The sequence below is a fragment of the Kouleothrix sp. genome, from assembly GCF_046328425.1.
Taxonomy (GTDB): Bacteria; Chloroflexota; Chloroflexia; order Chloroflexales; family Roseiflexaceae; genus Kouleothrix.
On sequence record NZ_JAXLWP010000024.1, the window covers coordinates 21,520 to 41,413 of the forward strand.

The 19,894-nt window shown below is 63.8% G+C and carries 15 protein-coding genes; 9 read left to right on the plus strand and 6 right to left on the minus strand.

The window, feature by feature from the left end; genetic code table 11:
• Positions 1 to 38: 38 nt before the first annotated feature.
• The 3 genes from U0177_RS20730 to U0177_RS20740 are packed head-to-tail and all read right to left on the minus strand — an operon-like array spanning position 39 to position 9,749.
• Complete coding sequence (locus U0177_RS20730) at positions 39 to 4,928, minus strand: ATP-binding protein (protein ID WP_409572573.1); 4,890 nt, start codon at positions 4,926 to 4,928, stop codon at positions 39 to 41.
• Positions 4,919 to 6,397, minus strand: coding sequence for a hypothetical protein (locus U0177_RS20735; RefSeq protein ID WP_409572574.1), 1,479 nt, complete (start codon positions 6,395 to 6,397; stop codon positions 4,919 to 4,921). Before U0177_RS20735 ends, U0177_RS20730 begins: the two co-directional genes overlap by 10 nt.
• Positions 6,390 to 9,749 carry a Druantia anti-phage system protein DruA gene (locus tag U0177_RS20740; protein WP_409572575.1) on the minus strand — a complete coding sequence of 1,120 codons (3,360 nt, stop codon included), beginning with the start codon at positions 9,747 to 9,749 and terminating at the stop codon, positions 6,390 to 6,392. The genes U0177_RS20735 and U0177_RS20740 overlap by 8 nt, the downstream gene beginning before the upstream one ends.
• Before the next feature lie 627 nt (positions 9,750 to 10,376).
• Here U0177_RS20740 and U0177_RS20745 point away from each other — a divergent pair.
• Complete coding sequence (locus U0177_RS20745; protein ID WP_409572576.1) at positions 10,377 to 10,916, plus strand: hypothetical protein; 540 nt, start codon at positions 10,377 to 10,379, stop codon at positions 10,914 to 10,916.
• Positions 10,917 to 10,919: 3 nt separating this feature from the next.
• Here U0177_RS20745 and U0177_RS20750 read toward each other — a convergent pair whose 3' ends face one another.
• From U0177_RS20750 to U0177_RS20760, 3 genes are read right to left on the minus strand one after another with little or no spacing between them, the layout of a single operon-like run.
• Entirely contained in the window at positions 10,920 to 11,402 is a 483-nt protein-coding gene (locus U0177_RS20750; protein ID WP_409572577.1) for a GNAT family N-acetyltransferase, read from the minus strand.
• Entirely contained in the window at positions 11,399 to 12,154 is a 756-nt protein-coding gene (locus tag U0177_RS20755) for a GNAT family N-acetyltransferase (protein ID WP_409572578.1), read from the minus strand. Before U0177_RS20755 ends, U0177_RS20750 begins: the two co-directional genes overlap by 4 nt.
• A 7-nt stretch (positions 12,155 to 12,161) precedes the next feature.
• Complete coding sequence (locus U0177_RS20760) at positions 12,162 to 14,246, minus strand: TerD family protein (protein WP_409572579.1); 2,085 nt, start codon at positions 14,244 to 14,246, stop codon at positions 12,162 to 12,164.
• Positions 14,247 to 14,715: 469 nt separating this feature from the next.
• Between U0177_RS20760 and U0177_RS20765 the strand changes: the two genes are divergently transcribed.
• From U0177_RS20765 to U0177_RS20800, 8 genes are all read left to right on the plus strand, one after another.
• Positions 14,716 to 15,729, plus strand: coding sequence for a hypothetical protein (locus U0177_RS20765; RefSeq protein ID WP_409572580.1), 1,014 nt, complete (start codon positions 14,716 to 14,718; stop codon positions 15,727 to 15,729).
• A 125-nt stretch (positions 15,730 to 15,854) separates the two neighbouring features.
• Complete coding sequence (locus tag U0177_RS20770) at positions 15,855 to 16,094, plus strand: hypothetical protein (protein ID WP_409572581.1); 240 nt, start codon at positions 15,855 to 15,857, stop codon at positions 16,092 to 16,094.
• 93 nt (positions 16,095 to 16,187) lie between these two features.
• Positions 16,188 to 16,658, plus strand: a complete 471-nt coding sequence (locus tag U0177_RS20775; protein WP_409572582.1) for a DUF6884 domain-containing protein — start codon at positions 16,188 to 16,190, stop codon at positions 16,656 to 16,658.
• A 70-nt stretch (positions 16,659 to 16,728) separates the two neighbouring features.
• On the plus strand, positions 16,729 to 17,760 hold the full coding sequence (locus tag U0177_RS20780; RefSeq protein ID WP_409572583.1) for a hypothetical protein: 1,032 nt from the start codon (positions 16,729 to 16,731) through the stop codon (positions 17,758 to 17,760).
• Positions 17,761 to 17,782: 22 nt separating this feature from the next.
• Positions 17,783 to 18,082, plus strand: a complete 300-nt coding sequence (locus tag U0177_RS20785) for a hypothetical protein (protein WP_409572584.1) — start codon at positions 17,783 to 17,785, stop codon at positions 18,080 to 18,082.
• A complete protein-coding gene (locus U0177_RS20790; RefSeq protein ID WP_409572585.1) occupies positions 18,079 to 18,501 on the plus strand; it encodes a hypothetical protein in 423 nt (140 codons plus the stop codon). The genes U0177_RS20785 and U0177_RS20790 overlap by 4 nt, the downstream gene beginning before the upstream one ends.
• 80 nt (positions 18,502 to 18,581) lie before the next feature.
• Positions 18,582 to 18,860 carry a hypothetical protein gene (locus tag U0177_RS20795; RefSeq protein ID WP_409572586.1) on the plus strand — a complete coding sequence of 93 codons (279 nt, stop codon included), beginning with the start codon at positions 18,582 to 18,584 and terminating at the stop codon, positions 18,858 to 18,860.
• 65 nt (positions 18,861 to 18,925) lie between these two features.
• Positions 18,926 to 19,771 (plus strand): hypothetical protein, encoded by an 846-nt coding sequence (locus U0177_RS20800; protein WP_409572587.1) that lies wholly within the window; start codon positions 18,926 to 18,928, stop codon positions 19,769 to 19,771.
• Positions 19,772 to 19,894 lie beyond the last annotated feature (123 nt).

The following is a 19,894-nucleotide window of genomic DNA, read 5'->3' on the forward strand; positions in this document are numbered from 1 at the left end:
TGTATCTTGAAATGACGGTGCCGAGCAGTGCCGCAGTACTACACTGCTGTCTTCGTCCCTCCGCCATGCTGCGTCACTCGGGGACGGAATCGTATCTTGACCGCTCGGGTGGTATATACCGCATCGGTCGCCTTCGTCGCCCAAATAAAGGCTTCTCCCGGTCGCAACCCGGCAAGCTGGGCTGATGTCAGATCGGCCAATGCCGCGACCGACTGCTGGATATGCTTGAGCCACTTGGGTGAGTTGAAGCGATGCAGGATAACGACCGACGACAGCTCGATGATGGCATTGGCCAGGGACGGCGGGTCCTGCGAGGCAATCAGCACGGACACACCTTGGTGGCGCATCTGGCGGATGACATCGACAATGTGGCTGGTGAGGTCGTCGTTGTTCATGTACTTGTGGGCCTCATCGAAGACCACCAGCTTGTTGAAGCCCTCGTCCCTTCCCGCGTTTGCGAAGATATCGAGGAGAACGACGAACAGGCCCAGAGCCTCGTCCTTGTCGATAAACTCGTCACGCAGGTCTACAATCACGAGCCGGCCGGGCTGCAACACCTGACCTAGAGTCCGGCTATCATCGATAAACTGTGCGGCGAAATTGAGTCGGGTGTTGGCGATGTTCTTCTGGCTGTCGGTTAGGTCTGAGGCGCCAATTTCCTCCCGCAGCGTCTCGAGCGTTATCTGATCGCGCAGTTGGCGCATAATCAGATTCATCTGCTTCATGTACATCTGGTTTCCGACTGCCCCCATCAGGAACCGCCAATCCTTCAGGGATAGCTCGCCGGAACCAAAAAGGATGGGCTCCACCCGCACCGAGGGGAACTCCGTCTGTCGCTTGGCGACCTTATCGGCCGAAGTCAGGATGACCACATCCTCCAGCCGGTCCGGTCGGGCACCATATTCCTGGGCCAGTATCCGTAGTTCGTCTTCTTTGCTGTTGGCCGCAATCATCGAGACGAACTCGGGGGGATAGTCTTGGCTCTCGTGATAGTGAAAAATGACCGAAGCGAGAGCCGAGGGCAACAGGTTGATACCTGGAAACGCCTTCGTCGCCATCTCGACGATGCTTCCGAGCGTATACGACTTCCCACCGCCCTGTACCCCGAAAAGGCTAATCGTGTTCGTGCCATTAAGGTCCAGGGCTACCGTCTTATTGCCGACCCGGCCGAAGAGCCCGTACTGTCGGGACTTTCCCGTGTCGCCAAGAAGTACATCGTAGTGCGGGCCTACCGGTGCGGCAGGAGTGGGTAGCTGCGGTCCAGTCGCCATCGGCTCAGGAACAGGGGGAGCTTCCCCGCGCGGCTCTGCGGGAAGATGAGGTGTCACATTCATCTCGCGGGCCATCGGGCTTTCGTGTACGGGTTCTGATGGCTGCTGAGTTTCCCTGACCGGTTCTGACGTTGAGGTGTCACCAGCAGCACCACCAGTACTCGCTTCTGCCCCACCAGGAGGACTGCACGGAGGTGGTGCCGCTCCTGGCGCCGGCCCCCCGCTGTTTGGCGCCGGAGAGGGTGTAGGCGGCGGCACAGGAGTAGTGCTACCTGGCACTTCCAGGCCCACAAGCCGCTGTATCGCCTCGTCACGCAGCCGCACGAGGGTTACGGGAGCTACGCTATCGGCAACGAGGTCGGTATCTCCGTGGTCCTCGAAGTGCGCATGAATGACGATACCGCGGCAGGACACCTCGACTTGGGTACCTTGCCCCTCAACCCCAAACGCCCGATTCAGGAGCGTATACCAGCGGTACTGGTCAGCGTTGTTGTGCAGCTCCCGGAAGCACTCGCGGTACAGCTGATACTTCAAGGCTTCGCGCCGCGCTTGCGTAAACAACCCATGCTCGTTCTCGCCTAGGGTAAAGATGGGCTCGATCGCGGCAAGCGTAGCGCGGAGTTGGTCAATTGCGGGTCCGCTGAGGATGGTCTGGCGTGTGTGAGGATTGGTCGTAACTTGCACCTCTTTGCTCGCCTGCTCGACCGCTTTTACCTCGATCACATCGATGACGAGGTTCCCTTGCCCATCCTCACGCAACCCGATCAGGTCGGCTCGCTCGCGGGACGGTGCTTGCAGGGATAGCCACTGCCGAGCGAGGCCGCTATCGAGCGAGGCGATAAGGGCACCGGGGTAGCGTTGCGTGTACCAGTGCGCGGCGACGACGGTGCCGATAAGACCTTTGCGCTGCTTACTGCGCTGCGAGGTCGAGAGGTTGTTTGCCCGAACCGCACTAAAGAGTCCGCCGGCTGCAATATGACCGTACTTCTGCATCAGGCGCGCGATGTGGGCTTCGTCGGGTAGCAGGTTGAAGTCGCGTAGGATGTCGATGAACTGCCGCACAGATCGGGAAGTTGCATACGCCCAGACAGCGACTTCCCGACGCCCCTGGAGTTGTTCGACGAGAGGTACCGCGTCTCGGGGAGCATACCCCAGCATCGTCCGGTCGGCCACCGCGAGCCAGCGAGCGCTTTGCGACGACAGCAGTGAGTTGAGGGCATCGACATCGTTCCCGCGGCCGATTTGAACCTGGAACGACTGGTCTTCCCGGAGGTCGATGGCCTGGTTGACCAAGTGGTGATAGTCGGCAAAGATGCCGCTGTCGGCGTCAGACGATGGCGAAATCTCGCCCTTCTTCATTCCTTCGTCGTAGCCGTACTTGTACGTGACTACGAGGGGGCTGACGATATGGTGCCCCGTCCGGGCTGCTTTCGTCAGGTCATACGAGGACTGGTCGAAACTATAGACAATATGAACGGGTCGCTGCTCAAGTGCCTCCACCACTTCCCGGAGCGGTTTGGGGTCGTGGAGATTGAGGCTGAGGGAACCGGCGACGAGGAGGTCGGCGATATCGCTGTCCTGCGCCTCAAACTCCATCTCGGACAAGTGCTCAAGGACGCTTTGGGGCCGCGTTCGATAGACATCGATAACAACTTGCGTATGGTTTCGCCCCCGCATGAAGCGCCATACTTCCCGCAGGGCATCTGGAAGGTAGGGGACATCGATAAACGCAACCCGAATCTGGGGTTGGCTATAGGGCGCGAACGCAAGCCAGCTCTTGAGCAGGTCGCTCAGGAACTCGACGCCATCACTGCCCAGATAACGGTTCGTCCGGTTCTCATAGATAGGCAGTGTCTCAAGGCTTCCCGCCTGGGGGAGTGTGATCTTGTTCCCACGCTCGTCAACGGCGGCTACAAAGTGCAGAAGATGAGGCAACTTCGGCAACGCCTGCATGAGTTGCTCTTGTTCGACCTCGCTCAAAGTCGTCCCAGCGCGCTCCAGGATTGTGCGAAACCGCCACAAATGCAGCGGGTGGAGCGGGGTGAGAGTCGCCTTCCACTGGCGGTAGTCTTCATCCGCAGGCGAGTCGTTCGCTGTGAGTACGAAGATAACGTCAAGCCGAAGCAGGCCCTGAAGAACGTTGCGGTAGGTCTTGGCATAGCGCTGGCTGAGCGTCTGCACCTGGCTATGCAGCTGCCGCAACAGGGCGGCGTACTGGTCAAGGTACCGATCGACGGCAGCACGGACGGGACTGTTGGAGTACAAAAGCGCAATCGGCTCAGCAATCAAGAGATCGAGATGCTCGATAAGCTCGGAGCGGGCCGCCTCCATCTGCTCCCACACGGCGACGAGCGTGGTGGCTCCCCCCATGCCCTGGTCAATAATCGTGAGCAGTTCGACCAAGCTCTGCTCGTCCCGTACCGGCACGCGGGGGTTCACGGGCTCGACGGTCGTTATAGTCGTGAAACGGTGGATAATGTCACGCATATTGTATTGGTCGGCTTGCGTGACACCGCCCCAGTACTCGTCCGTACAGAATGCCTTGATGAAGTCACGGAGCGATACTGTGTACTTGGTAACGTTCGTTTGGATTGACCGACCGCCGCTTATCGGGGTCAGGGCATCATCGTCGATCGGGTCATCTTGTTCGCTCTGCTCGTCCTCCATGCGACGCCTGACGATTTCAAGGTATCCCTCGATAGCCTCCGGACTGCCCCCGCGAACAATCTGACCAGCAACAGCCTGGGTCAACTCCTGACCGCGTAGTACCGTTTCCCGTCGGGTGCGCGGCTCGTGCTCCGGTTGGTCGTCACCGTCGCCGGAGTCTACGGGTGGGGCGGGTGCAGGCTCGATTTTTCCTGCCTGGATAAGCTTCTCGACATCATCGAAGCGCAGTCCGTCGAGCGAGAGGTTGTCGCCTTGCTCGAAGAACTGACGCAACTGCCGAGCAGCCTCCCGCAGTTGCTGCTGTTCCTGTCCCTGCGCCCGCCGGAGCACCTGGTTCATCCGCTTCCGGCTCTTGTCCGAAAGCTGCCCTATAGCCGTAATTAACTCGCGGTTTCGATCGAGACGTTCCTCGACGTTGACCGATATGTTGAGCACCATGCCGTCTTCGAGTAAGCCGAGGCGCCACAATTCTCGGGGGATGGCGCTGATGGCCTGACGGCTCGCTGCGATAGCGGTCGTAAACTCAAGCAGCATCCGGAACGGCAAGGTTGCGGCCTGACTGCGCAGTGCTGCCCAGAACCGCTGCTGCGGCGGCGTGTATCCCAGTGCTTGCTCGGCCCACTGGATAAGGTGAAGAGCGACATCGCGAGTCGTCAACGGGTCAAGACTTGCGAGCGACCCGAGTTTATCCACTTCACCCGGTACGAACACGAGGATTCGGCCCGCGTAGTGGGAAGCCTGGTTGCGCCATCCCACGGCAGCCTCGATGGTGGTGGCAACTTCCAAGTCCGGTGCATCATCAATAGGATAGCCAACAATAGGATAGCCAACCGCTGCAACAGCTAGTGGCACCTGTGTGGCTTCTGCGAGGGCAGCCGCTATCTGGACGGGGGAGATATCCTGAAGTCCGCGCACGACGATACCCAGCTTCGTCGTGGGCAGGCGTGACTTCAGTAAGTCTGTCAGAACGCCGGTGAGGGTCAGTTCCATGCTGTGCCTACCTGTACTTCGAGAACGCCGTCAGCAAGGAGCCGTGCGAAACTCAAATCCCGCAGGTGCCTCACAAACGCTGCCTGGTTCTGTTCGAGAGCTTGGCTATCGGCCTGATAGATGCCTGCATTGATGAGCAGATCCAGGTCATTCGACCGCCCCCCGATAACGATACCGAACGCCTCCCACAGACGGTTCTGAAGGTCATTTAGGGTCAGCATATCACCCTGACCGGCGACGCTACGGATAAGGACTTCCAGCAGATCCTGCCGCACCGCCATTTGCTTGGTCGGTTGCAGATTGTAGGGGGGCCAGAAGAGGCCGCAACGGATGCCAATCCACCGCATATACTGCACTGGCGTCGCTTCGGCAAGAAGTGCCAGGATATCGTACACCGCCTGTCCGTAAACATGGTACGGGTTCGGCGCGTCGCGGTGGTCCTCGATGGCTGCCTGCCAGATGTCCTCGATAACCTGGAGATCTGCCGTCTTTTTCTTACCCGAATAAGAGGGCATCCCAGCAAGAGCGTCTATGGGGAATTCCCGTTCCAGGTACTGGGCAAACATCCAGGTGTAAAATCGGGTAACTGCCTGACAAACGAAAACATACGACCGTTGCGACGCGGCGCGAATGGGGTCATCGTTCCGGGTCGAGAAATCCAGAAGGAAGATAGGGCGCCCGCGGGTTGTCCTCGGCTGGTAGAGGTGCTCCAGGTCGGCGAGGTAGCGAACGAGAAGGAACGAGCCGAGCAGCATTCCCATCCGCAGGCGAGCCAGTTTGTTCGGGTGGGCATTAAGATGGCCCGCCAAGCGTTCAGCAGCGGCTCCAAGACTGGCCATTCCCCGGTGCAGCTCGGGAGGGCAGGTATCGGCAAGCCCGATCGTAGACGAAAAGTCCGGCGTGTGTTGCGTCGTCTTCTCGGCGTCAAGGAGTGGAGCCGCGAGGATTGTTATTGGGTCATCTCCCTGATTGAGTGCATCGCGGAATACTGCGGTAAAATCCGGCGCATCACGCTGAAGCCAGGCGGCGAGAAACTCACCGCCATCCTGTCCGATACGGTCGCTGGACACAAATGGCGCTGTGCCGGCAGAATACGAGTCCATGCGGTCCAGGGCCTGAGTCGCGGTACGCGGGGCTTTGCCCACATACACTGCTTTATCGGCAGAGACGATTTTGCGCAGCGCGGTACGTAGCGCCCCGAGTTGCTGCACAGACACCTCGTTGGCATCGATGTGGTTCGCTGCCACAAGTTGGTCGTAAATCGTTTGAGGCTCACTCCCGAGGAGCGGGCTGCCGTCTTTCAAGGTCATGTAGACAAAGCGGAACAGACGATTGGTGTCGTAGCGCGCTTGCAACAGAACGCGGAACATTCCGTTGGCAAGATGGGCCGGTTTTACGTTGGTCGTATTGGGACTAAACCCGATATATTGTTTCTCAATAGCGTCACGGGTAGTCTTAATATCAAACACGGCGGCCCTCCCTATCCGTAATGGTGATGTAGGTTCTGGTTTGAGGGTCTACCGTCACCTCAAGGTGCTCGCCGGTCATCGGATCGAGAATCTGAGCCGTGACCTCGTCGTCAACCGGCACCGTTCCGTCCGTGAGTTGCTCCAGGAACTGCCAGATGCGCCGGGTCGCCTCGGGCTGAAGGAGAAGCGCCGGCAAACCCCGTTCGGCTTGGTGCAGCAGTCGGAAGAGTCCGTAGTCGATGCGCAGGCTCGCTTGGGCATTGCGGATGAGGCGGAGCACCCGATGATCATCCGCCATTCGGAACGCGTCTGCCATATGCCCGGTCAGGACGGGACTTAGTAACTCGAACTCTCGCCGCTCACGGTGCTGGACGGCGTACAGAATACGCTGGGCACTCTGGTCGTACCGGTGGCTTTGCCAGACCGGGAGCCGCTCACTATCCGTGTGGCGCCCGAAGAATGCGGTGAGTTTTCGGATTACCTCGCGCAGAGCCCTGCGTGATTCGGTCTGGGTTAAAAAGGCGTTGAACGCCTGCTCGTCGTCGCCGACCAGCGAAAGCAGCGTATCGCCGCTCTCGTGGAAGAAGTAGAACGCACGCTTGCGCCGCTCAAAACGCTTGATGGCAATCGAATCGAGCGACCCAGCATTCGCATTGTCGGTAGTCAGCCACCCGTCGGCTCGCACCGTATTGTTGATGAGCTGGTCGTCGTAGACAGGATGGCAGACCTTTGCCGGGTCAAATGCCTCGCGTACCGCATCAAAAAGCGGCCCTTGCCCCTTATAGGGAAGCTGCGGTAGTGCGTACTCTTCCTCATCGCTCCCTTGCAGCAGCTGCGTGCAATCGCGGTCCCCAAACACTAGATATGCGATGAACGCCTGAAGATCACGCATCGTGACGTGAACACCGCGCCGGGTGATGCTCTCGAAGATTGCCTGGAGGCGTCCCCGCACGCGAAGCTCCCGGAGCAGGGCCTGGTTTCGTACCATGTCGCAGCCTGCAACCGGGCACTGCGCGCACCGCGGGAGCATAGTGGCATCGGTAAGCTTGTCGATAACCGCGTGGACAAGCTTTTCGTCGAGCGTGTTCCGGTGGCTCAAATCGAGAACCACGACATCGCCGAGAGGAAGCGTTGGCGTCGATCCATAGGAAATGGCACCGGTGACTTGGCGGCGTGCCTCCTGAAGCAACTCGAACTCCGGGTACGACGCAGCGAGCTTGAATAATACAGATTCGTTAATCGCAATGAAATAGGGCTTGCCGGCGGCGAGGGCAGCACGCCAGTTTGCAACGATTTCCTCGTTCAGCACGGCGCTCGCGTCGCTCTCGACCACTGCCCCGAGCCCGGCAATATCCTCTTCCAGAATTCGCAGCAGATGAGTTTTCCCATCGCCCGGGTTCCCCGTGAGGACAACGCTACGCTTCGCGGCGATATGCTGACGAATAGCCTTGTCAAGGCCGGTCGCGGCGTGGAGGCGCCGGAGGTCCTCGATCGGAACATCATCAGCAAAGCCGGTGGCACCGCGATAGAGGTCGCGTACCAGCTGCCGCTGCTGCTCGTCAGGAGAGAGGTGGCGGGTATCCATGAGAGGCGATACGACTTCCATCGTAGCAGTCTCCGGCTTTTGCTTGATTAATGTGTAGGCCCAATCGTGGTCGGCCTTGTCTGCCAGTTCCCGCGATAGGAGCAACTCCTCCGGATGAAATGCTGCAAGGCGCTCCAAAGCCGGTTCGAATTGAAGCCGGGTATCGAGCCAGCGCGCTCGCCAGAACTCGGCAATGCGCTCGGTACCCTCTTTCGGGGGGAGAGCCTCGTCCCATATGTGACGAAGTTGCGTTGCCTTCCCCTGCAAGTACTCTTTCCCGTTCTCGGCAAGTAAGACACCGTAGACTAGTCGGCGCATCTGATGCTGGGCAACCCGGTCGGACAGCGCGCGCTGTCCCTCCCGAAAGATGGCGTCCAGCCCCCAGCGAATGATGCGCATCTTCGGGCTGACGCCTTCTCCCAATACATGGTTTACCTGAAGAAAGTCGTCACTCGCGGCAGCCTCAAGAGCAGCTGTGGTCGCATCACTAATGTGGGACGTTCCGTATCCAAGCGTAACGCCGATGCGCTCGATAGGTGTCTCGGGTGCATCGGCACGAAGAAGACCGGCAGGCAGGCGCAGACGGTTGTACTGACTGGAGCCAGCCGTATAGAGGGCAGTCGTTCCAATGTACACAAGCTCTGCAGGCCTGATGACATCGGCACCTTTCAACTGCGACGCGATTTCGCTACGTGCGGTACCGTAGCGCCGCTTGTAGTCGGTCGCTACCTGGGGAGAGCATATCAAGAGTGCGGTGAGCTTACCGGCTAGTATGTGGTTATAGGGCGGAATTGCACCGCAGATGTTCAGTTCGAGAATACTCGTACCTACATGATGGTTCTTGATGGCGACCAGGCCATTACGAATGGCAGTCTTCCCCCGCTCGCTCGTCGCCCAGGTCTGCCAAACCTGCTCGAAGTCGGCTCGCTCGAGTAGTTGCTGGATGGCAAGCTGCGCCCCAAGAAGACGAGACAGTTCAGCTGCTCGCTTCTTCAGGAACAAGAGGTCGTACGCCTCTTCGCTGACATTCCCGTACTCGCTTCGTTGTAGCTCTGCTTCACCAGTGCGGTCGGTCTGGGCACTGAACTGTTTCCACTGGCGCAGGGCTTCCTGTCGTTCGCGTGCAAATTGCACCGACAGGGCACTCAGCCGCTGCACTTGTTCCGGAGTCGGGTGAGCCAGTTCTTCGGGGGTACAGAGGTCTGTCGCGTTCACATCGCCGATCGCGCGACTGATATTTCTGAGCAGATGGGTGAACGCTTCGCGGACGGCCGTGATGTCGGGCGGCGCAGGCGTCTCGCCAGGTTGCTGGGGCAGCAACGAGCGAATGAACGCGTCGGGCGTCCAGCCGAGAAAGTCGTCGCGGTCGCCGATAAAGATGGGCGCATTCTCCAGGGAGGCAATACCCATCACCGGATGGTTCGGTCGTGCTCCATCGCGGACGAGATAAAACAGGCTGCGGCCAGGTGTGTTATAGACCGGCGAGGCCCAAGTAAGGCGGAAATAGCGCCAGATGTCCCCGAGGAGGAAACCGGTGTGCTGGCAGCGAACACCTTCCTCAACAAGCTGAAGGTAGGGCTGCACGTACTGACGAAGCGCTGCGGCTCGCTCCTCCCCGTTCCTAAGCCGCGCCACCGCCCGCAAGTCGGTCGCCAACTGCGCGCCGTCAGCAATAAGCGCCGTGATCGGTACCCCGCGTGCCGGCGCTTCCATACGGCGAATAAAGTCAACGGCTTGTATCAGACGTGTGTGTCGTTCAGGCGCCATAATCTCACGCCGAGTTTGCTTGTGAGCATGAATATCGGCCTGGCTGCGGGGCCTGTCGTGAGGTTGCGGCGGGGCAAGCTCAAGGGTAGCGGTATCTTCGTTCCAGCGCGGTATCCAGCGAACACGCAATAGGTCGCGCAGAAGTAACCACGTCGCCTGGTAAATTGCCTGTTGACGGGGATTCCCGTGGCTGTTTAGTGCCCATTCGACCTCGGATCGAATTATTTCTTCCCGATCACCCTCCGAGGCGAGTGCCATTTTGCGAGAAGCCTGATAGAATCGAGCTAGAAAACGCTCTTGGAGCGCTGGACGAAAAGGCTCGTACTCAAAAGCTGCAGGTCTGGTGGCAGGACTTATAGCCAGCATATAGGTCTAATTAACTTTCATTTTACATGGACGAAAAGTCCAGCTTGCTCCAGGATTATAGCACGAGGGAGAGACAGGTACGGTCACACCGCTAGCCCCAAGCGGGCTACACAGGTCTCGAGCAGTCTCTCTTGCACAATCATCTTGCCAAAGCTCTTGACACGTGTCGTACAATCGTTCTACACGGAACCGGTAGCGAGGCCGGCTTCACCCTGACCGAGCCTCACAGCCGCTCAGCTCTGCATCTGAGAGAGGTGCGCCATGTCCAGCCAGCCTGTCTGCCCCTGCTGCCGCTCGCCCCAGGCCACCCAGCGCGTTGCTGCGATCGTCGCCGGCGGCACGCAGCAGGTGCGCGTGCTCACTGCCGACCTGATGCCAGCTGCCGGGGTTGCCCGCACCAACCTGGCGCAGCTGCTGGCGCCGCCGCGCCAGCCTGGCGGTGGCTGGCTGATCATCGTGCTGCTCCTCGGCCTGCTCCTGCTCAGCCTGCCGGCGAGCTGCATGGTCACCGCGGTCATCGTCGGGCTGCAGGGCCAGACCTTCGAGGCGGCGTTCACCAGCGGCGCGGCTGAGCGTCTCTTCGCTGGCGTCGCCGGCGTCGGCGCGCTGATCGCCATCGCGATCACGGTCGGCATCGTGCAGCTGGGCGAGCGCCGGCGACGCGAGGCCGGCGAGCAATGGAACCGCCAGATCGCGCGCTGGCAGCAGTCCTGGTACTGCCACCGCTGCCACGTAGCCTTTGTCGCTGGGTCGGCACAGGCCGTGGCGCCCGAGCAGTTTGGACGGCTGCTCACCGTATAGCGGTCACTGCGCATGACGCACCAGTAGCCACTCCTCGACCTCGGCGCCACGCCCCTCGGCGAAGCCACGATCTTCGCCGTAGACGGTGAAGCCGTTGCGCTCCAGCACCCGCTGGGAGGCGACGTTATCCTTGACGATGCGGGCGTGGATTGGCCGGGTCGGCACCTCGGCGAGGAAGAGCGCCAGCGCCCGCGTCGCGATACCGCGGCCCCAGAACTCCTGCCCCAGCCCGTAGCTGACCTCCGGCTCGCCGAACCAGGCGTGGCAGGCGATCGAGCCGGCAACCTGGCCGTCCACCAGGATGATGCGGTTGGTCACGTTCGGGTCGGCCAGCACCTTTGCCCAGTGGGCGCTGAAGGCCTCCCAGTCGGATGGGTCTTTGGCGGTGAAGGCGGCCATCCAGACCGCCGCCGGCGCGCGCTGCTGCTCGAACAGGATCGGCAGGTCACCATCGGCGATGGGCCGCAGTGTGACGTGGTCGGTCATCCGTCTCCTCCCTCTGCGCCGACGACGCCCTCGTTCGGCTCGAAGATCAGGATCGTGCCCAACACACGGTAGCCCAGCCCTGCGTAGAGCCGCTCGCCCATGCGCGATGCGGTGAGCACGCTCCAGCGCGCGCCCCTGGCGATGTCATCGGCCAGCAGGCGCGCCATCAGCGCCCGCGCCAGCCCCTGGCCGCGCCACGCCTCGGCGACGTAGACCCGGCTGACGTAGCTCTGCCGGGCGTTCAGCCAGAGGTTGCGGCCGCGCGCCACAAGCTGCTCGTCGCGCACGATCGTGTAGTGGGCCATGCGCGGGTCGGCCAGGTTTTCGGGCAGCGCCCACCGTGTGCCCTGGGGATCGTTGCAGTTGTGCCAGTCCGCCTCCTCCTCACAGAGCAGGGTTACTCCTGGTGAGGGCGTCAACGGCGCGAGCACCGCCAGATCGCAGACCATCAGCGTCTCGGTATCGTCGAGGCGGTAGCCGCCACACTCATAGGTCTCGCGCAGGCCGGGCTGGTCCTCCAGCACCGTCAGGTAGTGACGGGGCAGCGGCTGGTGTGCGGCAACGGCAGCGAGGGCTGCGCCCGGGTCGCAGTCCCGCACGAATAACTCTTCAAAGGGCTTGCCGCTCAGCTCGCCCGCGGCAAAGCGGACGGCCTCCAGCGGCCCGGCCCGAAAGCGGGTCGCGTAACGCCGCGCGTGGCCCGAGTCGGTGAAGCCGGCGATGAACAGATCCCAGGCGGTCGTTACGTCCATCGCCGGCTCACAAATACTCGGCCAGGATGACGCCGATGTCGAAGGGCGTCACCGTGCCGTCAGGCGCAAAGACCATCTTCGCCGCCCCACGTGGGGCCGGCGTGCCGCGCGCCGCCGCGTGGAGCGTGAAGAGCTCGTACAGGTCGGGCTTGACCAGGGTTGTCAGCGCCTGGCCCATCAGCAGCATGCCCTTATGGTTGCCCTCGACGTTGTTGAACCAGCGCGGGTTGCGGCGCAGGGCCAGGTCGGCCCAGATCACCTGGCGCGCCACCAGGTCGAGGATCACCGGGATGCAGATGCGCGTGTTGGCCGCGACGTCGATCTTCTGCTGCACCGTCTGCGGCTCAAACACCTCGCCCGACTGCGGAGCGCGGCGCAGCATCCAGCCCGCGTAGCACTCCGGCAGGTCGCAGTAGGGCTGGCCCGAGTATGAGTTGAGCGCAGTCACCACATAGCGCCCGTCGAAGCGCACCACCGACTCAATGTCCAGGTCGATGAACTCGCAGGCCCCGTTCGGCGCGGTGACGATGTCGCCGCTGTGGGCGGCCCGGTACTTCTCCGACTTCAAGTTGGTGTAGGAGATATGCTCGACGTAGCGCCAGTCGGCGTTGTAGAGCACCGCCGAGAGGTCGATGTCCACCCGCCCGGTCGGCTTGCCGTTGACCTCGCCCTCCTTCCACCACAGAAAGAAGCGCACCGTGCCGCCCGCGTCCAGCGGCAGCCGCGAGCCGCGCGGGATCGTCCGCAGCGCCTTGCTGGCCGAGCGCTGGGTCAGCGGCACCGGGTAGTCGCGCAGCCGCTCGTCGACAAAGACCTTGCCCAGCGGCTGCCGCTCGCGGAAGCGGTTGATCAGGGTCTCGCGGCAGATCGCCACCATCCCATCACACAGCCCGGCGTCGAGCGGCGGCAGCGTGTTGGCGATCACCTGGGCCTTGGCGACCTCGCCCTTGGGGAAGAAGCTGCGCAGCGGGTGACCCAGCGGCCGCTGGGCGAAGTGGGCCAGGCTCTGGAGCAGCACCGGGGTCGAGACCTGCGCGGCAACGTCGCCGAAAGCTTGCACAACCGCATCGGGCTGCTCGGCCCGGCGCAGCAGGTGGTCGAGCCGGCGGGCCAGCTCGCCCGGTCGCCCGCGCAGCAGAGTCAGCGCCTCGTCGAGCCGGCCGGCGCCGATTGCCCCCTCCACCTTCGAGCGGAAGGTCGCGAAGGGTCGGTCGTTACGGATGATGTCGAAGGCCGCCACGCTGCGCGGGAAGCGCGCCGCGTACTCGCCGGGGTGCAGCCGCTCACCCAACCGCTTCCAGGGCTCCACATAGCGCAGCATGTCCTCGGTGATGCTCCCGCTCTCCTCCAGCAGCTCCAGGAGCAGCCGGCGCTCGGGGCGGCTGAAGCGGCGGAACTTCGTCGCGGCTGCCAGGCTCACATCGCCGTCGGAGAGCGCGACCGCCAGTCGCAGCACGTCGGTGGCGGTCTTGACGTAGCGGCGCAGCACCTCGACGCCGCGGCTGGTATGGCGCAGCAGCAGGGTCGCCAGTAGCGCGACATTCTCGCGCAGCGGCACCTCGCGCGGGATGAGCGCGATCGCCTGGTCGCCGTAGGTCTGGAAGAACCAGGCCAGGTCGGCGCGGTCGGTAGGGGAGAGGGCGCTCTTCGCCGCCAGCAGCGTCGTGCAGATCGCCCGGAAGTCGGCGTCGTCGCCCAGGTCGATCACCCGCAGGTCGGCCCGCTCGAGCAGCGGCGTGCGCCGCTGCTTCTCGGAGCGCGGGCGGCCGTGGGTCAGGTAGTGCAGGATGGCGTTGAGGTACAGCTCGGCGCGCGAGGCCTGCATCACCTGGGCCGGGAAGTTGGGGTACATCGGCGCGTAGGCGACGTGGGCGCCGACCAGCTGGCGCAGGGCGGGGACAAGCTGGGCGCTCAGCCGCTCCAGCTGCGCGACCGAGCAGGTGCGCAGGTGCGCGATCAGCGCGGCGCTGGCGGTGAAGCCAAGGCGCTCCAGATTCTTAAGCAGGCTCGCCAGGTACTGCGAGGGCGCGCCGCCATCGCCGGGCGGCACGAGCACCCGGCTGCGGTGGCGGATGTAGATGGCCTGCTGCATCGCCCAGCCTCCCACAAAGAGCAGCGCCCCTGCCGGCGTAGGAGCGCACGATGGGCAGCGGAGAGCCGGTACGCTAAGTTCCAGAAAGGGAGAAGGAAGCCTACCGATAGCCGCTGCGCCCTCGATTGTAGCACCGCGCATGGCCGCCTGTAAACCATCGCGCGCCCGATCCGTCACCGCTGCTGATGCGGGCCGAAGCCACTGATGCTAGGGTGACTCCACCGAGCGACGCCTCCAGCAGCCCCACAATCCGCTGACTGGCAGGCCCTTCGCCTGCGCGCTGGCACATGGTGCCGGCCCCTCATGCGCCTCTGGCGCCCACCACCTGCTCGTGGCGGCCAACCGCCTCGTTGTCTGCGATTATCCAGCCGCGTTGCGCCCGTCGCCCTCTCTATCGTCGCCCGGTCCAGCAGCCCGACGCTCCCCGCGCCGGGCTGCGCGTTTTTGTGCAGCTTGAGGAGGCTTGACTATGCCGCCGACGTTCTACTTCGCCCTCGGTGCTCGAGCACGGCCACATGATCTGGCGATCGCGATGCTTGTCGGGCAGCGCCACTACCTGGCGCCGGCCGGCTCGTCAACGGCGCGGCTGCTGGCCCGGACACCGGGAGTGCATGTCGTGCTGGACTCCTGGGCCTTCCCGCCTGGCAACACCGATCGCCCGTCGCTCCCGCGCTATGCCCACATGGTGGCTGGCTGGTACGCCCGCAACCTCGCCGGCGCCGCCCAGCCTGAGTCGCCCTGGCTCGACTGGGCGCTCAGCTACGACACGATCGGCGATGCGCTCGCCAGCGAGCGTGATGACGCGCGACTGCGAGCATTGCTCCAGGCGATCTGCCTCTGTCCCGATCCGCCGCTGGTGCCCGTTACGCACTACCCCGGCCCCGGCGCCGCCGCGATCATCGGCGACCTGCTGCGCGACCGCGAGGAGTGCTTCGACGATGAGGAGATCGCACTGGTGCGACAGCGCACGGCGTGGGGTTTCCACGACGAGCCCGATGGGCCAGTTGACCACCCGGCCTGCGCGATTGGCGGCCTCGTGCCGGCCCGCTATGCCCGTGCGGCAGCCGCCTGGTACGAGCAGCTGATCAGCGATCTTGAGGCCGCCGCTGAGCTTGACCCGTTCCAGCGCCGCATCCACCTGCTGGGAATCGGCAAGCCCTCCTGGGTCTGCTGCTCGCCGCTGGTCATGAGCTTCGACAGCTCTGGCCCGGCCAGGATGGCCCTGATTGGCTTTGAGCGCGGCATCGGCGCTGCCTACACGGCGGATTATGGCATCTCGATCGCCGCCCTCAGGCGATCCAGATCGGCCCGCCTTGCCTACCACCTCATCCGCTACCGCGCCCAGGTCGGCCTGCCCTGGCAGCCCGTCGACGAGGCCCTGCTGCACGAAGACCGCGAGGTCGCCGCGCTGCCGGAGCTCGCCGATGAACGCTGGGAGCAGCCCGAGCTGCCGGCGGCGGCGCTCTATGCAAGCCATATGTGAAAGGAGGCCACCGATACACAACCGCGTTGAACTGACTTGATGGTATGCGCCGCCGTGGCGCGAGGCCGTGTGCTGAAGCAACGCACACGGTCTTTTTGTTGCCTGAAACCACGAGGAGACACCCCATGAGCACGAGACAGACCAGGCCCACGCCCGAGCCGATCGACCACGACCTGCAGGCCCTCGCCGCCGAGATCGCCGCCACGACCGGCGCCTCAACCAAGACGGCGCTCCAGCTGGTCATCGCCCAGCGCCCCGCCCTCCGCCAGTATGCCCGCCAGTGGGACGCGGCGGCGCGGCGCGCCCGCGCTGCCATTCAGGCCCCGCCGGCCGCGTCTGACACCGCTGAGCCTCCGCACTCCTGAGCTCTCCTGGCCCGGAAACAAAGGGAAGTCAGAACCGGCGCATGGATTCTGGCTTCCCTTTGTTTCCCGATCTCCCAACGAAAGGCACCTCATATGACCGTCTGCTCCGAGCAGCGCCGGCTGCTGATCATCGCCTGCACGTCGACAAAGAGCCCCGATGTGCGGCTGCTTCCGGCGATCGACCGTTACCGTGGGCCATCGTTCCGCGTCCTGCGGCGCTGGCTCAGCGACCACCCGGCGGCTGCGGCACGCCTCGACGTGTACATCCTCTCGGCTGAGTTCGGCCTCATCCCAGCAATCCAGCCGATCCCCGACTACGACCGGCGCATGACCGCCGCGCGGGCCTGCGAGCTCTGTGACCAGGTTCGCGCGACGCTCGGGGAGCTGCTCTCGCTGCGCTCGTACGCCGGCGTCTACTTCAGCGCCGGCAAGGTCTACCGCCAGGCCCTCGGCGATCTTAACACGGTCGCAGGGCTCCATAGTCTCACCACCGCGCCAGATGGGGCCGGCATTGGCGCCCAGCTTGGCGCGCTCAAGCGCTGGCTCACCGCCGAAGCCTGCTGACGCACAGCCGCTGGGGAGCCCCTGTCCCCGGCGGGCAGTTGGTGCGCCCCGGCCTACTGGAGATGCACCAATGTCTGCTTGCTCTCTACCGGCTCCCCCGCTCCGCGAGCTGCCGCCGCACCCGAGCCTCGGCTCTGCGCCGCTGCCCGCCCGGCCCAGCGTGATCATCGGCAGCAGCAGCGGCGGCAACGACAGTCACGCCGCGGTGCTCTGGGCACGCTGGCGTTGGCCCGAAACACCGATCATTATCTGGCACGCCCTGCTCGACGAGATGGACTGGGAGCAGACGCCGGCGGCGCTCGACGCCCTGGCCAATCGCGTCGGCGGCCTGCGGGTGACGGTGCAGGCCGTCTACCGGCGCACCGGCAACCTGACCCCGACCGGGAACCACGGTGTCACGCTCGCCGCGATCCACGACGTGGACGCTCTCGGTCCGGCCACCGCTGCACAATATCCCGACGGCATCCGCACCCTGCTCGACTTCGCAATGGCGGCGCGGAACGGCCAGCCGCCAACTGCACGCATCCGCTGGTGTACCCACTATTTCAAGATCGCGCTCTTCGACGCCTGGGCGCGGCGGAATCGCACGCTGCTTGGCGAATGGCCACTCCTGATCACCGGCGAGCGTTGGCGGGAGTCGCTTGGCCGCGAGCGCCGGCTGACCACCTGGGAGTGGCGCGACGCGCTCTCGCTCCAGCCGGGCCACGCCGAGCATCCCGCTGGCTGGCGGCTGCTCTGGCTGCGCCCGGTGATCGACTGGGCCTGGCACCAGATCAACGCCTACGTCCACGCCTGCGGTCTGCCCTTTCACCCTGGCTACGCCGCCCAAGGCGAGACCCAGGAGACCATGCTCGACCCGCACCGCGATGAGCGGCAGGGCCGGGCGCGCCTCTCGTGTCGCTGCTGCATCTTCACCCACCCGCGCCACCTGGCCGCCGCGCTCCAGGAAGACCCGGCCGCCATGGCGCCGGCGATCGCGCGGGTGCGCGCCTACGAGCAGGCCAGCGGCTTCAGCTGGCAGCAGCGCGGCCCGATCGACGAACTGATGGCGGCCGAGCCTGCACCACGTTACCGGCAGCAGCTGTTGCTGCCGGCGGAGTGATCGCCAAGCACAAGGAACAACGATGAGCACAATCCCACCGCCAACCCCCGAAGAGATCCACGCCTGGGGCTGGGAGATGGGCGTCGAAGCCGGGCGGCGCCTGGCCGATGAGAGCGACGCCTTCATCGGCGTCACTACCTCCAGCCTGGACACACCTGCCGCGCTGGAGATCTACAGCCGCGCCTACCTCCGCGCCCTGATCCAGGGCTATCGCACCGCGCTGCGGCGGTATCTGCGCGACCGCGCAGACATTGCTGCCGACCAGCGCCGCCGACCTGTCTCTACCACACCCAGGCTCAATCAGAAAGGGGAAGACCGATGACCACGCCAACGACCATGTTTGACGGCCTGCTCGACGACGATGCGCCCACAACCTTGACTGCCCGCGAGCAGGCGGACGCTCAGCAGGAGCGCGACGATGCGCCGTCAGCGCCGTTAGCGGAGCTGGCACGAAGCGCTATCGCTCCTGCTGACCCGGATGATGGCGATATCCCGACCGATGAACCGGCTCACGCGCCGGCTCTGGACAACACTGCCGGGGCCACCGAGAAGCTGGTGATCGTCGAGGGGCAGACCTTTGTCGTCGATGCCACGATCGACAACGAGACCATCCGCGAGCACCTCATCCGCCAGGGCTTCGCGAACCTCGCCGGGGCCGAGATTCGCACCGGCGCCCGCCAGCACCAGGGGCAGACCGTGCCAACCGTCGATTTCATCAAGCGCGCCGGCACCAAGGGCTAGCTGAGCGCTACACCACAACGCATGCGTACTGAAGGGCCGGGGATAGCACCCCGGTCCTTCGTCTTGGAGGAACCAGACCGATGACAACCCCAAACCAGGATTGCCAGTATCACGCGCTGATTGCGCTGCTCAGCACACTGCCGCCCCAGCCGATCGCGACGCACAACCCACTGGCGCTGCTCCGGCCGCTCTTCGACGGCTCGATGACGATCGAGGTGGCGCTGTCGCCGGCGATCCAGGAAGCAATCGCCGCCTGCGAGCAACTTGCCTATCAGCGTGACGGAAAGGGAAGAAGCTTATGCTACCGCCTCAACGATCTGCCGCCCATCCCGGCCATCCACGCCATCGACGGCTGGTGATGGTCCGTCGCTCGCGTGACGAGCAGACGCGGGCCGCTGTCCGCAGCGAGCAGTGGGAGGCGACCATGATCGGCCTTCGTGCCGCCGATATCCTACGGCAGCGCTTCGCCGACTTCTACGCAGCCCATGTCGCCGGCCTCAAAAGCCACCCCTCCCACTTCGTCGGCATCACCCAGGCGCTCTTCTCGCTGGTCGAAGCCTGCGGCGTCGAGCTCCCGGACTTCCTCGACATCCGCACCGAGCCGCACAATCCTGCAGCGGCGCTCATTGCGCTTCCTACCCATCTCAAGCGGGATGAAGACGCCCTGGCGGCGCTCGACGAGTGCCGCTGGGCGCTTGAGGCGTTCCACCCGATCGTCTACGGCCTGACCCACGAGATCGAGCCACTCTTCGATGGCGGCCGGCAGAACCTGTTGCTGCTCCTGCTCTGGGTGCTCGCCGACCAGACCACCTGGTCGCCAGGGGCCGCCGATATCCAGGATGTCATCGACTATGCCCTCAGCGAGCTGAGCGCGGAGCGCCAGGCTTTTGCCGAGCGCATCGTGCGCCTGCGCGACCAGCGCTGGCCGGGTGACCTGCCGATGGACGAGCTCGCCCGGCAGCTTGACCAGGTGATCTATCGCGAGCTGAACCTGGGCAAAGCCCTCCGCTATGCCTTCGCGGCTACCGGCCTGCAGTTCGCCGATCTCAGCCTGGAAGAGCTCGACGAGATGGGCTGGACCGGGATGGACTGGTACAGCGTTGACTTCGCGACCATTGCCGCTGAGCAGACCGAGGCCCGCGACTTCCTCCAGCACTACTACGACCTCGACAACCTGGTATCCGCTCAGCCTGAGGTCTTCGATGAGGTGCTCGCGCTGCTGACCGAGGTGGTCGCCCGCCTTGGAGCGGAGCCTCCGGCGAGTGCCTGACGGCGTTCACGGCGCTCAGTCTGGGCCATTCGAGCCCTCCCGATCACCTTGCATTGCTGCAAGGTGGCCTTTGTTGCTGCATTCCGCGCTCTGATGCCCGAAACAGCGCTATTCCTGCCCGCA